A 14,723-nucleotide genomic window follows, 5' to 3' on the forward strand; every position below is an offset into this window, starting at 1 on the left:
CGAGGCAACGCGATCGCTCTTCAGTGCGCGGAGACTACCTCGCCAAAGACTCCCGCGTCTCACCCTTGAAAGCGCATGAGTTGATCGAGACTGTAAACTAAGTCGGTTGTTCGGCACGAACCGAAATCGTGCAAAGGATGCCATCACCAACGTAGGGTAGCCGAAAGGAGTTCGAAGACCTCTGCCCGCGTCCGCGAGGGCAACATCGCCGCTGACGTTGTTCGCGCCCTGGACCCGCTCAAAGATTCTCGCAACAGGGCGGCGGGGGTCCCGCCTAACGAGGCTTGGAAGTATTCCAGGGCGCAAAAAATGTGTGTGTTTTTCATTCGACTATGCCCCCCATGTGGGCCAACGGGCAAACTTGTCGAACCGCTGAAAGGGCATTTTCGCTCAGCTTCGACAGCTTCGCGCGAAGGGTTTCACTGATCCCGCAAATCCACCATTACGCGCGGTAGACTAGAAAACATGTGCGTTTATTCTCCTAAGCGTTTGCCAATGCTGCGCCACGCTTGACGGCCACTATTGCCGTCGTTTCTGGCGCGAAACTGGTGCGGTCGCTTTTAATCTGCACTCCCCTCGCTCCGAATGTTTTGACAATGATGTCCGAGCTGCGAACCGCCGCAGCAGCATGACGAGCCTCACAACTCCACAAGGCGCGAGGGACCACTGTGACGAACGCCCGCCGATAGCTGGCGACGCGTCTTGGACTTCAGATCAAGCTTGGCTTCTTGCGGAGAGAGCACGGGATATCGCTATTCACAACAGAGAAACAGCGGAAGTCCGCGCGATCTCAGTCTAAGATGGCCTTCTTGCCTACTTCAGGTAGTCGGGTGTGCACGCTCCCCTTTGGCAGATTGTTCTTTAACGCTCGCGGAGCGATCTTCCGGCTGTCGAGGATCGAGTTGCTTCTCGGATCCAGCAAGCCGGCGCTACCCGCCACGGCCCACCAGAGCGAGTCGGCACGATGCACGATGATTCCTTCAAGGCTCCGCGTCAGGAAATCTCCTTCGAACGAGTGCGAGAGTACGATGTGCGTGACTTCCTCGGGCAAGCCAACGCTCATACCAACATGAATGCCGTAAACCGGGTGACGCAATGCCGGCAAACCAGCGCGCGAAGGATCTGCGGTCCATTTCGCTCTGCGCACGGGGTCGAACTCGTACGGTTTGCCCACATCGTGAACCAAGCCGCCTGCGACCACTACATCACGGTCAATGTCGGCCTCGGGATAAGCGCTCAGGAACTCGTCGGCGATTGATGTCGCGATGCGTGTGACCCCGCGCAGATGGTCGGCCTGGGTCCCGCGCTGAACTAGGAACGTGCCGGGGTTACCCTCGGGCGGAAGATCGGTAATGCGAGAGAAACTACTCTCGGCAAGCGCATACGCCCACGCCTCGACCACTTTTGCGCGGAGGTCAGCGTTGGTGATCCAAGTAACCTCAGGGAGGTCCTCAATCACGCTTTGACGGAGTTCATCAGTGATCGGGCGGCGCGCCGGAGCGGATGACATTGCTTTGATCCTGTCTTTGATTGGCTCTACTCGGCGCGTATACCGGCGTCCTTCACGAACGTCGTCCAGTACGCGATCTCCTTCTGAACGAACCTGTCCGCTTCAACACCGTCATCGATGCCGGGATCGAGACTCAGCCCAGCGAGCCGCTGGCGGTATGCGTCCGATTTCATGACCTGTGTCATGGCCACGCGGATTTTGGCGAGAACATCTGCGGGTGTATCGGACCGGACCGACATCACGTGCCAGGTGCGGAAGTTAAAGCCCGGTATACCAAGCTCGGCAATTGGCGCGATATCGGGCGTGGCCGCAGACCTCGTTGAACCGCTGGCTGCGAGCGCCTTGAGCTTTCCGGCTCTCACATGCTCCAGTATCTCGGCGGGGCTCGCAAACATGAACTGAAGGCGACCGCCAAGCAAGTCCGTAACTGCGGCCGAATTGCCGCGATAAGGTACATGGACAACGTCAATGCCGGTCATTGCCGCAAGCTGCAAAGTGGCAATGTGCGAAGGTGAACCGGTCCCCGGCGAACCATAGTTGAGAGCGCCGGGCTTCTTTTTGGCCAGCTCCAACAGCGCCTGGAAACCGCCAACTTCGCTCTCGGCGGGCACGACAAGGAGGTTCGAAGACGTCGCGTGCACTGCGACGGTCGTAAAGGACTTGGCGGCATCGTAGCCGTTGGGCGGCGTCACGGCCGGCGTGATCGCGTGCGTACCTACGTGGCCGGCCACGATCGAGTGTCCGTCCGGCTCTGCCATAGCAACGGCGAGCATGCCGATCGCGCCGTTACCGCCGGGACGGTTTTCGGCCACGATAGTCTGGTTGAGGACGGCCCTAAGTAACTCGGCGATGATGCGGGCAAGGATGTCCGACGAGCCGCCAGCGGTGAATGGCACGATGATGCGCACGGGACGCTGCGACAGTTGCGCCGCGGCAGGCCGGACCGCGGCCAGCGCAGCTGCGCCGGACAGCAGAGTGCGTCGAGAAAAGAGAGTCACAGGCAACTCCTCGATCAGCAGAAAACGTCGGATTTGCGGATTGATTGACACTAATGTATTAGTGCGTTAACGCACCGGCAACAACAATATCCGAGGGAGGTCGCCGTTGCGAGCTTTGCGCGCTGTCGCTTTTGTCATGCTTGCCCTGCTCGCCAGTTATGGGCACGCCTCGGCGCAATATCCGGAGCGGAACGTCACCGTTATCGTCCCGTTTCCGGCTGGTGGAGCCTCCGACACCACTGCCCGCCTGGTGGCGGGCAAGATTTCGGAGCGACTGAACAAAAGCTTCGTCGTCGAGAACCGGGCTGGCGCCAACGGCGCGCTCGGCGCGGCGGCGCTGAAGCAGGCCGCTCCGGATGGCTACACACTGCTGGTGGGATCGATCGGCGTGTTTGCCATCAACCCAGCCCTCATCAAAGACCTCAAGTACGATCCGCTGAAGGACTTCGACCTCCTGAGCGTCTCGGTTCGCACACCAAACGTGCTCGTCGTCAATCCGAACGTTCCGGCTAGAACCGTCGCCGAGCTGATCTCGCATCTAAAAGCTAACCCGGGGAAGATTACGTTTGCCTCTTCCGGCATCGGCTCTTCGGACCATCTGACAGCCGCGCTGTTCTGGCAAAAAACCAGAACGTCCGGCCTGCACGTGCCCTATCGTGGCGGCGGACCGGCCATCAATGACCTTATCGCAGGGCACGCGAACGCGTCATTCCAGAACCTCGGCGCCGTTGCACAACAGATCAAGGCTGGCACGCTGAGGGCTTTGGCCGTTACCAGCGACAAACGCAGCGAAACGTTGCCGGACGCACCGACCATGGCCCAGGCGGGCGTTAAGGATCTCGAGGTCTATTCTTGGCAAGCCGCAGCGGCACCGAAAGGCTTGCCTCCCGCTGTGAAGGCGCAACTCGAAAAGGAGTTCGTTGAAGCCGCAAAATCCCCGGACGTGAAAGGCAAGTTCGAGGCGGTCGGCTTCGAGGTCGTGGCCACCAGCGGCGAGCAGTTCACGAGCTTCCTTAAGAGCGAGATCGATCGCTGGAAGGAAGTCATCCAGAAGGGCAGCATCGCTGCCGAATGATCACGAGAGCGTCAATGCAATCAGAGGCGCTCTGTCCACGAGGCTGTAATCCAAGGCTCCAAGCGCTCGGCATCGAGATCAAGGCCGGTGCCGGGTACGTCAGGCACCGATAGCGTGCCCTCTCCGCTGATTGATGGCGTGCCGCACAAGTTCAGCAGCGGATTATCCATCATGTCGTATTCGATGAAGGGATACGCGTGCGCGGCTCCGCCGCGCCGCGGCTCAAGGACAGCGGCCATCTGAAGCGAAGCGCGGAAGTTCACGACTGTGCCGAACACGTGCGGCATGATCGGCAGGTCGTATGCCTGGGCTAGTGCCCAGATCTGGCGGAACCCGCTGTAGCCGCCACAAATGGACAGATCGGGCTGCAGAATGTCAAAGGCGCCGGCCGTGACGAAGTCGCGGAAGCCACGCAGGCTACCAAGTGCCTCGCCTCCCGCGATCGCGGTGGAGATATCGCGCGAGGCCGCCAGGTATCCCGGCAGGTCCTCGGGCTGCACCGGCTCTTCGATCCACAACAGGTCGGCCTCCTCCATGAACCTGGCTGACCGGATCGCCGCCGCGGCGGTATATCCTTGGTTGATGTCCACCATGATACCGATGTCCGGCCCAACCTGTTTGCGCAGTGTGTTGGCCATCAGCCCGTCCGCCTTCGCATCGACGCCCCCGCGCGGTTTGATGGCCTTGAAATTGCGCCGGAGATAAGCATCCACCTCGCGCTGATACTGGCGATAAGGATCAGGCTGCGTGCGGACGAACGGACCGCTGGCGTAGGCGAAGACCTGATCGCGGACTGCGCCGCCGAGCAGGGCCGCCACGCTGATATTGTGCATCTTCGCCACAATGTCATGCAGCGCGATGTCGATCGCGGAGATGGCCATCATCGTTGAGCCGCGCCTGTCGTAGCCGACGGCGCCGCACATCGCTTGAAAATGTCGACCAATCTCAAGCGGAGATTTGCCGAGGATCAGACCAGCGAGCCGCGCGCGGATGAATGCCGCGGCGGCGTGAGGCTGATTTCCAGACTCACCCCACCCGACTAGCCCCGCATCCGTGCGGATCTGAACAACAAGCGCATCCCGCTTGCGGAACAGGCTGAGCGCATTGCCCATGGGTTCAGCGAGCGGGAAGCTCAGATTGAACCCGCGAATTTCAACAACCTTCATGAACGTCCCTTGAAGCGAAGGATCAGCGCCCCACGGCTTTACGCCAAGCTGCGAAGTCGGTCAGCGACTTTTCATCGGTCGGCGGATACAGGCCGAGGATCGACCTGCCCTTGCGCACTTCCGCAGTGACAAAATCCTCAAACGCCGTCATCTCGACGGCCTCATTGGCGATCTCGTCCGCCAGATGCGCGGGGATGACAATCACCCCATCTCCGTCGCCCAGGATAACGTCGCCCGGAAAGACCGGAGCGTCGCCGCAACCGATCGGACCGTTGATTTCGATCGCCTGATGCAAGGTGAGATTGGTCGGCGCGCTCGGCCGGTGGTGGTAAGCGCAGTATCCTAGCTGCGCGATCTCGGTGGAATCACGGAAGCCTCCGTCCGTCACAACGCCCGCCACACCCCGTTGCATAAGGCGCGTGACCAAGATCGAGCCCGCCGACGCGGCGCGCGCATCCTTGCGGCTGTCCATCACAAGCACGGCGCCCGGAGGGCAGTCCTCGACCGCCTTTCGCTGCGGATGGGCGCGGTCACGGAAAACTTCCAGTCCGTTCAAATCCTCGCGTGCAGGCATGTAGCGAAGGGTAAAGGCCTCGCCGACCAGCGTGGGCTGTAACGGAGACAGCGGATGAACGTCCTGGATCGCTTGTGTACGGAAACCGCGCTTGTACAACGCTGTGGCCACGGTCGCGGTGCCGACGGTCTTCAGTTTGGCTCGTGTTTCGGGCTTCAAGGGCATATCGTTTGCTCGCTGGCGGTTGGGACTAGAAAATGTCGGGCTCGGCAGAAGCCGCACCGAACTTGGTTTCGAGGAAGTCGAAGTCGCAGCCTTCGTTTGGGCATATCCCATTTGCATTGCGCGCGATCTGTGACCGAAGGACCGCAGGTCGTCGGGGGCAAACCAGCGCGCACTGCGAAGCCGGTCGGGTGTCTTTCTCGTCATGCGGCAACTGCTTTGCGAGAGAGCTGGAGCCAAACGGCGGCTCGTTCAGTCGCCGAGATTTTGCGCGCGAGGATTTCGTCCAGCGACTTCTTGAGCAGGTCATACCGAACCTGCGGCGCCGAGCGCGACCAGTTCGAAAATGCCGTTTTAGCGGCGGCGATCGCCGCATTGGTCTGCGCCCGATCAGCGCGGACTGCCTCGCCGACGATGTCGGCAGTATCCGAAGGATTGATATTCGGTGTGCGCGATCCGCTCATGATGCGCTCACCGTCGATCAAGTTACCGAAGATCATCACGTCCGGGCTCCCAAGATTCATTCATAGTAGCTAATACATTAGTGCACCAACGGCAAGAACTGGTGTATGTATGCTAGGTAACGGATGAGACGGGATTCGCGACAGCTATGCCATCACCTTCCTCGCGGCGTGCGCCAACCGTAACGACCGAGCGGCTGGACAGAGACCGCCAAGCCGCTCCGCAGGTCTTCGAACGCCTCCGCAATCAGATCGTTTCGCTCGCCCTGCCTCCTGGGTCTCCGCTCTCCCGCGTCACGCTGGCCCAGCAATTCGGAGTCAGTTCGACCCCCGTGCGCGACGCGTTGATGCGCCTTGAGGAAGAAGGTCTGGTCGACGTTTTCCCGCAGCACGCCACGGTCGTCAGCCAGGTCGACGCCCTGCGCGCCCAACAGGCTCACTTCCTCCGGTTATCGCTCGAACTCGAGATCGTGCGGGCACTGGCACTGGACCACGAGGATGGTCTGATCGAACGCCTGAATGGCACAATCGCCTTGCAGCGCCAGCACGCCAAGGCAGGCGATTTCGAGAGCTTCTCGGCTGCCGACAACGTGTTCCATCAGCAGCTCTATGACGCCACCGGCAATCACGAACTCTGGAAGCTGGTGCGGAGCCGCAGCGGTCACATCGATCGCTTGAGGCGCCTACACCTTCCGACGCCCGGTAAGGCGCAGGAAATCATCAGCCTTCATCGGTTGATTGTGAAGGCCATTGAAGACCGGAAGCCGGACGAAGCGCAGGCGCGCCTGCGCAAACACCTTTCCGGTACGCTTGGCTACCTCGACCAGATCCGTAAACAATTCCCGCAATATCTGCGGGACTGAGCGCTCATTGGGGCTGAATGCTGCCCTTCTCGATGACGCGCGTCCATTTTTCGATCTCGTCGTTGATGCGATTGCCGAACTCTGCAGGCGTGCTGCCGACAGGCACAAAGCCCAGTGCGGTAACACGCGAGCGTAACGGATCGTTCTTGAGCGCCGTCGCTGCGATCTGGCTGTATTTGGTGACCACGTCGGCGGGCAGGGATGCGGGAGCAATGAGACCGAACAGCGGCGTCGCGTCTACGGCAGGGAGGCCCGCTTCCGCCATGGTCGGCACGTCCGGCAGTTGACTGACCCGCTGCCCGATGACAGCCAACGCGCGCACCATACCCTGCTTCACTTGCTGGGCGATCGCGGGGACTGTCGCGAACGTCATCTGCACCGTGCCGCCCAAGGTGTCGGCAATGGCCGGCGCACCACCGCGATAAGGCACATGGACGATGTCGATCTCAGCAGCCTGGCGAAACTGTTCGCCGGCAAGATGGATGGCCGTGCCGAGACCCGCTGACGCGTAGTTGAGCTTGCCTGGCTGGACCTTCGCAAGCGCGATGAACTCCTTGACCGTGTTTGCCTGAACCGAGGGATGGACGACCATCACGAGCGGTGACATGGCAAGCAAAGAGATCGGCGCGAAGTCTTTTTTGGTATCGTATGGCAACTTCCCCCGGAACAGGCCGGGGTTGATGACGAATGCGCTGTCGATCACGCCTATGGTGTCCCCCGTCGTCGCGGTGGTAACGGCCTGCGTGCCGACCATACTGGCGCCGCCGCCGCGATTGTCGACGATGAACGGCTGATGCATGGCTTTGTCGAGTTCCGGAGCGACGAGACGTGCAATAATGTCCGACGCGCCACCGGCAGGATACGGAACGATAATTTTGATCGGCCGGGCGGACTGCGCGTGGGCAATCTCCATCGCGCCGAGAGACATTGCGGCGGCCGAAACCAGAAACCCCCGCCGGTTGAATGACATCATCGTTTCCCCCTGATCTGTCGGGCTCCTCCTTGAGAACGGCCCAGCGCGAGTTACCGAGCTCGTTAACGTACTAATGCATCAGTGTCAAAATTCGGTGCTTTGGCGCCGAAGCGACTTGCTCTGGTACGTCCGGACCTAAACGCTGATGTTTGCTGTCGGTTTAGCGCGCCCAGGCGCATTTCGTGGGGAGGAGTAGCAGGGGGCCGCTACCGCCTAACACCCCTCCCTTACTGAACCCGTGTTCCGCCTTCGGGCAGCGGCCTAGAGGCGCAGTTGACTCTCTGAGACTTCGCGCGATGATCGCGTCATACCCTGCTTGTGATGATCGGAAGGCATTTCTCGAAGATGCGGGTGCACCCGACCTCGCGCAGTGCGGCTGGCTGCTGGGCGAGGTCCTGCGTGAAAACGCGGGCGCAACAGGTCAAGAGGACCTAACGGCTCCCTGTCGCAAATCATGTCGCGGATCGTTCGCCTCGCGCGACAAAGACGCGCGACACGAAGCCCCCTAATTTCCGGGGCCCGATTACGGAATCATTCGTAGCGCCAAACGTCGAATATCGCGCCGCCTCTTTCATGCAACATCGCAGCTTAAACCGAACTCGCGTCCTCAACTTTCAGCGAAACACGAAGACACGTGTCCCTATCGAAGTAGACTGCAAGCTCCTCACGTTGCTTATCGTATATGGTGTCAACTGAATGTCCGATTAGGCCACAGAGATGGTCCCTGTATCCTGGTGTATTGGAGTAAAAATCCTGTCCGTCTATACAAACGACTGGAAGAGTATAGCAGGTAAGGACCAGTTCTTGGAAAACGACTTCCACATTGGTCTCGACGAAGCAGACCGCTGAGGCCGCCTTTCCAATAAGCCGTTCCAACGATGATAAACCCGATGTCCGAGCCGGAGAGCGTGCCTCAGGCGTAGCCGGCGCGGCGGTCTGCATCGTGAAGATCGACCTCGCGCCCTGTCGGATCCTCGAAACCACCGCCGCCCGGCGTGCGCAGGGTGATGGTCTGACCTTTGGTCAGAACGTGGTCGGCGCGGACGTCCGTCGGCCTTCCGTCGATCAGGACTTCGCCGAGCGCGCCGGGCTCGCCGCCGTTCAGGCCTTGGGCCGGATAGGTGAGCCGTTCGGCCATGAAGATGATTCCGACCGCCGTCTCGCTCTCAACGGTGATCTCGATCTCCTGGCCGAGGCCGCCGCGGCGGCGCCCAGGGCCGCCCGAGCCGTCACGCAGGCGCTTCATGCCGACGAAAAGCGGCGTGTTGCGCTCGACCAATTCGATCGGGACGTTCGAGATGTTGGACGGCCAGGAAAAGCAGTTCTGGCCATCCACCTTCGCCGTGGCACCTGTGCCGCCGTTGAAGAACAGGGTGTTGGCATAGGTCCGGCCGGCGGCGTCGACGCCGGTCTGGATGATGCTCCAGAGCGGCGAGCCGGCGGCCGCCATGACCTTGTCCGGCAGAACCTGGGCCAATGCGCCGAAGATCAGCGGCGGCAGATAGTGGCCCGTCGCCATTCGCCCGCCGACGGCGACCGGCCGCCTCGGATTGACGATGGTGCCCTCGGGCGCGGTCACCTCGATGGTGTGGAAGATGCCCTCATTGTTCGGCAGGTCAGGCAACAGCGCCGCCTTCATCGCATAGGCAGACATGGCGAAGGTGTAGGTCATGCAGCAGTTGATCGCTCGGCCGACCTGAGCCTCGGTCCCCGTGTAGTCGATGATGCAGCGGTCGCCATCGATCGTCACCGTCACCTTGAACGTGAAGGGGTGGCCGACACCGTCGGTGGTTAAGCCGTGCTCGTAGCGGCCGTCGGGCACCCCGGCGATAGCCTTGCGCATCGCCGTCTCGCAGCGGCCATGGATCTCCGCCGCGAACGCATCCAGGTTGGCGAGGCCGTACTCGTCCATCAACTCGTGCACGCGGCTTTCCATCAAGTTCAGGCCGGTCACCTGGGCCCAGATGTCGCCTTCGGTCTGGTCGGGCGTGCGCACCGCGGCGCGCAGCAGCTTGAACAGAGTCGCATCCGGCTCGCCGCGGCGCATCAGGTGCATTGCCGGAATGTGGAAGCCTTCCTCGAACACTTCGCGCGCCACGACGGAGCGCACCTTGCCGCCGATGTCGGGCGCATGTGCCGTCGAGGCGGCGAAGCCAATCAAGCGGCCGCCGCGAAAGATTGGCTTCGCGATGGTGATGTCGTTCAGGTGGCCGGTCGCGACCCAAGGGTCGTTGCAGACCAGGAAGTCGCCCGGCGCCATGTCGTCGACGCCGATCACCTCCAGGAAGTGCTTCACTGTGATCGGCAGCGAGCCGATGAAGGACGGGATGCTGTCGGTGTTCTGCACCAGGCTCTGACCGCGCGCATCGGTGAGGACGCAGGCGAAGTCGTTCGACTCGTTGACCAGGGTCGAGAAGGAGGTGCGCTGCAGGGTCTTGCCCGCCTCGTCAGCGGCCGAGATCATGCGGCGCCAGATGACTTCCAAGGTAACGGCGTCGAAGGCGGGGCTGCTCACGGCGCGATGCTCCTTGTTTGCGGTCATGGCAGGTCGACCACGAGGTTGCCGCTCTCCGACACGCGGAAAGTGGCGCCCGGCCCGATCACAAGCGTCGACTCGCGCTCCTCGACGACGCCCGGCCCCTCGAAGCTGTCGCCGGCCGCCATGGCGTAGCGGTCGAAGACCGGCGCCTCGCGATGCTCGCTCCATTCGGGGAAATACATGCGCCGGTATCCCTTGATCGGCGCGGCCGCGATCCTGGCCGCGGCCCGGATGGCGAGTTCACCGCCGGGCACCGGAGCGGCGACCAGGACTCGCACGTTGATGATCTCCACAGAGACTGCCGGCGGCGTGCGGGTGAACTTCTCGACATAGGCGGTCTCGAACGCCACCATCAGCTCCGGCAGCGAGCACGCGTTGTAGGGACCCGGGGGCAGGTCGACGACGATCTCGAAGGCCTGACCAACATAGCGGATGTCGGCCATGCGCTCGATGCGCGCCGTCGCGGGATCGAGGCCGGTTTCGCCGACGACGCGGCGGGCGTCCGCCTCCAGCCGGGCGAACGTCGCCTCGAATTCCGCCCAGTCGAGGGCGTCGAGCCGCTGCGCCACCGTCGCCACCCTGTCGACCTTGGCCGGCGCAATCAGCAGACCGATGGCGGAGGCGACACCTGCCGAGCTCGGGCAGACGATGCGCTTGAGATTCAACTTCTTCGCCACGTAGTAGGCGTGCAGCGGTCCGCCGCCGCCGGTGCAGAGCAGGGCATAGCGCCGCGGGTCCTTGCCGCGCTCCGCGATGTGGACGCGTGCGGCACTCGCCATGTTCTCGTTGACAACGTCGTGGATTCCCCAGGCAAGCTGCTCGACGCTGAGGGACGCCTCATTGGCGACCTCCGCTATCGCCGCATGCGCCGCCGCCATGTCGATCGCCATCGAGCCCCCGGCGAAGAAATCCGGATTAAGATAGCCGAGCACAAAGTCGGCGTCCGTCACCGTCGGCTTCGCACCACCCAGACCATAGGCAGCCGGACCCGGTTCCGACCCGGCACTTTCCGGCCCCACCTTCAGCAGGCCAATCACGTCCAGATGGGCGATCGACCCGCCGCCGGCGCCAATCTCGATCAGTTCAATGGTGGAAATGCGGATCGGCAGACCGGACCCCTCGGCGAAACGCTTCTGCCGCGCTGCCTCGAAATGATACGCGACCAGCGGCTTGCCACCGTCGACGACCGATAGCTTGGCGGTCGTGCCGCCCATGTCGAAGGCGAGCACGTCGCCGCCCGCATCTTCTGCGCCGAACCAGGCCGCCGCGAGGGCACCCGCCGCAGGCCCCGATTCCAGCAGCTGCACCGGTACGCGCTTGGCTTCCTCGACATGTGTCAGGCCGCCGTTCGAGATCATCAGCAGCAGCGGTGCGGCGATGCCGCGCCGGGCGAGCTGCGCTGCAATGGCATCGAGATAGGTGCGCGCCAGCGGCTTGATGTAGGCGTTGGCAACTGCGGTGGACGTGCGTTCGTACTCACGGATTTCCGGCGCCACATCGGACGAAGTGCTGACCGCGAGATCGGGAAACCGTCGCGCAATGACTGCCGCCGCGGCGTGCTCGTGCGCCGGGTTGGCATAGGCGTGCAGGAATGCCACCGCGATCGATGTCACGCCGTCATGCACCAGGCCATCCACTACGGTTTCGAGCGCCGCCTCGTCGAGCGGAATGCGCACTGCGCCGCGCGCATCCATCCGCTCCGGAACCTCGGCACGCAGGTGGCGCGGCACCAACGGCTTGGGCTTCTCGATATGGACGTCGTAGAGCTCGTATTTCCGCTCACGCCCGATCTCCAGCGCATCGCGGAAGCCGGCCGTCGTCACGAGACCGGTGACGGCGCCCTTGCGCTCGATCATCGCGTTGGTGAACAGCGTCGTCGCATGCACGACACGCCCAATCTCGGCCGCCGGCACGCCATCCTCCGCGAGGACCCGGTCGACGCCCTCGACGACGCCGCGCGACGGATTGTCATGCGTCGTCAGCACCTTTCGACTGAAACGGCGGCCCTGGACGTGGTCGTACACGACGATGTCGGTGAACGTCCCGCCGATGTCGATCCCAAGCGAGAAGCGGCGACGCGATGGTTCATGCACGAGTGCGCATCCTGGTCAGATGGGCGCGGCGCGGGGAACGCCGCTGCTGTGCAGCAACGTTAGCCCCGGCGGCGCGCGCTCGCCACCCTCTTCGACCGCGGATCGTTCGTGTTTGAGAGTCATATGCACCGAAACCGTGATATTGGCTCGCTAAGCGACGACCCGTCAAATTCGCACGAGCGTGTTGGTCGGACGCAGGCCGCACGAAGCGTCGCGGTCGGCCGCGGCCGCCGGCTCACGCTCCCTTAAAGGTTGGTTTCCGCTTCTCGACGAACGCTTTGCAAGCCTCGTTGTGATCCGCTGTCAGCATCGAGAGCGCCTCGTTCAGGTAGAGCTCTTGAAAGCGGTCTTAACCTTCGCGACGCCTTCCAGCGTGCGGTGTACAGGGCACTTGCTGGCAATCTCGTCGAGCTTGTCACGAAGTTCATCGGGAACCGCACCATCAATTGAAATGATCCGCTCAAAGCGATCGATCCGGCTGTTACCGGCACGCTCTTGCTCTGTGCATTCCAGACAGTCTCTGGCGTGAATCTTGGCGTGCGAGACGTCCACACCGATGGTGCCGAGCGCCAGTTTCTTGCGATCCGCATACATCCGCAGTGTCATCGACGTGCACGCAGCGAGCGCGATCGAAAGAAAGTCATAGGGCGAAGGGCCGGAATCGAGCCCGCCGACATTCCCAGGTTCATCTGCGAACAGCCGATGGCGGCCGGCCAGCACGGCGTTCTGGAACCTGCCTGCACCCGTTTCCGTGACGCGGACATGCTCGGCTCGCGCTTCTCCTTGCGATATATCGCTGTCGATATAGCCCGACAGCCAACCCGCCATCACCCGACCAGCAAAGGACGCGCTTTCAGCATTCGTCAGCAAGTGGTCGGCTGTGTCGAGCGAGACAAAGCTCTTGGGATGCTTGGCCGCCAGAAAGATCTCGGTGGCGTTCTCGATCCCAACGATTTCGTCGCGTGGAGCGTGCAGGATGAGAAGGGGCTTTCTCATGGCCGCGACGGCATCACGGATGTGCTGGCCACGCACGTCATCCACAAACTGCTTTTCGACCTGAAACGTCCGACCTGCGAGATGAACTTCCGCTTTGCCGCTATTTTCGATGACCTCGAGACTCGAGCCGAAGTCCTTCAGGACATGTTCGGCATCGGCCGGCGCACCGATGGTGACGACGGCACGCACTTCGGGAATGCGGCTGGCAGCCACCAGAACCGCCGCGCCACCGAGCGAATGGCCGATCAGCACCGATGGCGCCTGAAAATGGTTGCGGAGGTAGTCGGCGGCCGAAACGAGGTCGGCGACGTTGGATGAGAAATTGGTCGAGGCGAACTCACCCTCGCTCGAACCAAGTCCAGTGAAGTCAAAGCGCAGGACAGCGATGCCTTGGCGCGCCAGCTCGGCTGCGATCCGACGGAGGGGTGTCAGATCCTTTGAGCAAGTAAAGCAATGGGCGAACAGCGCGTAGGCGCGCGCCGGTCCATTGGGCAGGTCGAGACGCGCGGCCAACCTTGGGCCAGAATGTCCGCCAAATTCGAGCCGCTGTGTCGTGGAAGTCATGTTGATCGCCCCTCGCGTTGTCGCTGTGATAGCAATGTGCCAGCAGCAGGTGCGCAGAATCTCCCGCTGCTCCTTATCCGCAGGTCCTCCCTATCTGCATCTGCTTCGTTCTATTCGAGCTATTTGACCGACACGCACCGCCACCTGCCGCTCAGTCAGTGAGCGGCAGGTGCCTGGAGACGCCCCGGGGAAAGAACGCCCGGGCGGCGTGCGAGGGCGGCGCTTGATCGCCGTCGCACAGCTACTATCGTCCGTCCACACCCGTCGGACCATCGGGTCAAATCCCCAATTGCGGATGAGGAATCCTCCAAGTCGCAATTGATATCCTCGACATTGTCGAGTGGTTCGCAGCCTTGCAGCGTAAGGATCCGAGGCACTGATACAATCTGCCAAGCTCTCGATGGTGCGTGACGAACATGCGGTGCTGCGCGGCAACACGATGTGTGGTGAAATACCCTCCGATGACATTGGTGGATTGCGAGCGGTCGGAATGGCAGCCGCGGTCTCCGTGTTCCTGTGCGCGGTGCCTTATGCGAGCGCACAAACTTTTCCGTCGAAGCCGATCACCATCATCGTTCCCTTTTCGCCGGGTGGGCAGGCAGACGTGCTGGCGCGCCGGACCGGACAGCGCGTCGGCGAAATCCTGAAGACGACGGTGATCGTGCAAAACAAGTCGGGCGGCAATGCGCTGATCGGCACCCAGCTAACTCACTAAGCTGAACCTTGAATAGTTGCCGAAAGCCGCCGTT

The 14,723-nt window shown here is 62.1% G+C and carries 12 protein-coding genes; 3 read left to right on the top strand and 9 right to left on the bottom strand.

Annotated elements, in window-relative coordinates:
• Positions 1 to 790: 790 nt before the first annotated feature.
• Both RCO31_RS06850 and RCO31_RS06855 read right to left on the bottom strand, forming a co-directional pair.
• Positions 791 to 1,510: an HD domain-containing protein gene (locus RCO31_RS06850; protein WP_308967497.1), complete on the bottom strand. Its 720-nt coding sequence runs from the start codon at positions 1,508 to 1,510 to the stop codon at positions 791 to 793.
• A gap of 26 nt (positions 1,511 to 1,536) precedes the next feature.
• Complete coding sequence (locus RCO31_RS06855) at positions 1,537 to 2,508, bottom strand: tripartite tricarboxylate transporter substrate binding protein (protein WP_308967498.1); 972 nt, start codon at positions 2,506 to 2,508, stop codon at positions 1,537 to 1,539.
• Between the two features lie 106 nt (positions 2,509 to 2,614).
• On the opposite strand from RCO31_RS06855, the gene RCO31_RS06860 reads away from it, so the two are divergent.
• Positions 2,615 to 3,583, top strand: coding sequence for a tripartite tricarboxylate transporter substrate binding protein (locus tag RCO31_RS06860; RefSeq protein ID WP_308967499.1), 969 nt, complete (start codon positions 2,615 to 2,617; stop codon positions 3,581 to 3,583).
• 20 nt (positions 3,584 to 3,603) lie between these two features.
• Here the strand turns inward: RCO31_RS06860 and RCO31_RS06865 are convergent, their stop codons facing one another.
• From RCO31_RS06865 to RCO31_RS06875, 3 genes are all read right to left on the bottom strand, one after another.
• Positions 3,604 to 4,749 carry a mandelate racemase/muconate lactonizing enzyme family protein gene (locus RCO31_RS06865; RefSeq protein ID WP_308967500.1) on the bottom strand — a complete coding sequence of 382 codons (1,146 nt, stop codon included), beginning with the start codon at positions 4,747 to 4,749 and terminating at the stop codon, positions 3,604 to 3,606.
• Positions 4,750 to 4,771: 22 nt separating this feature from the next.
• Entirely contained in the window at positions 4,772 to 5,488 is a 717-nt protein-coding gene (locus RCO31_RS06870) for a ribonuclease activity regulator RraA (protein ID WP_308967727.1), read from the bottom strand.
• Between the two features lie 200 nt (positions 5,489 to 5,688).
• Positions 5,689 to 5,985, bottom strand: coding sequence for an aldehyde dehydrogenase family protein (locus RCO31_RS06875; RefSeq protein WP_374991443.1), 297 nt, complete (start codon positions 5,983 to 5,985; stop codon positions 5,689 to 5,691).
• Between the two features lie 110 nt (positions 5,986 to 6,095).
• Here RCO31_RS06875 and RCO31_RS06880 point away from each other — a divergent pair, with 110 nt between their 5' ends.
• Complete coding sequence (locus RCO31_RS06880; RefSeq protein WP_308967501.1) at positions 6,096 to 6,809, top strand: GntR family transcriptional regulator; 714 nt, start codon at positions 6,096 to 6,098, stop codon at positions 6,807 to 6,809.
• Positions 6,810 to 6,813: 4 nt separating this feature from the next.
• Here the strand turns inward: RCO31_RS06880 and RCO31_RS06885 are convergent, their stop codons facing one another.
• The 4 genes from RCO31_RS06885 to RCO31_RS06900 form a co-directional block, all read right to left on the bottom strand.
• Positions 6,814 to 7,782 carry a tripartite tricarboxylate transporter substrate binding protein gene (locus RCO31_RS06885; RefSeq protein ID WP_308967502.1) on the bottom strand — a complete coding sequence of 323 codons (969 nt, stop codon included), beginning with the start codon at positions 7,780 to 7,782 and terminating at the stop codon, positions 6,814 to 6,816.
• A 913-nt stretch (positions 7,783 to 8,695) separates the two neighbouring features.
• Positions 8,696 to 10,297: a hydantoinase B/oxoprolinase family protein gene (locus tag RCO31_RS06890; protein WP_308967503.1), complete on the bottom strand. Its 1,602-nt coding sequence runs from the start codon at positions 10,295 to 10,297 to the stop codon at positions 8,696 to 8,698.
• A 23-nt stretch (positions 10,298 to 10,320) separates the two neighbouring features.
• On the bottom strand, positions 10,321 to 12,414 hold the full coding sequence (locus RCO31_RS06895; RefSeq protein WP_308967504.1) for a hydantoinase/oxoprolinase family protein: 2,094 nt from the start codon (positions 12,412 to 12,414) through the stop codon (positions 10,321 to 10,323).
• Between the two features lie 324 nt (positions 12,415 to 12,738).
• Positions 12,739 to 13,974, bottom strand: a complete 1,236-nt coding sequence (locus RCO31_RS06900) for an alpha/beta fold hydrolase (RefSeq protein WP_308967505.1) — start codon at positions 13,972 to 13,974, stop codon at positions 12,739 to 12,741.
• A 400-nt stretch (positions 13,975 to 14,374) separates the two neighbouring features.
• Between RCO31_RS06900 and RCO31_RS06905 the strand changes: the two genes are divergently transcribed.
• A complete protein-coding gene (locus RCO31_RS06905) occupies positions 14,375 to 14,689 on the top strand; it encodes a hypothetical protein (protein WP_308967506.1) in 315 nt (104 codons plus the stop codon).
• The last annotated feature ends 34 nt before the right edge of the window (positions 14,690 to 14,723 follow it).

This window comes from Bradyrhizobium sp. LHD-71 (assembly GCF_031157255.1).
Lineage (GTDB): Bacteria > Pseudomonadota > Alphaproteobacteria > Rhizobiales > Xanthobacteraceae > P52-10.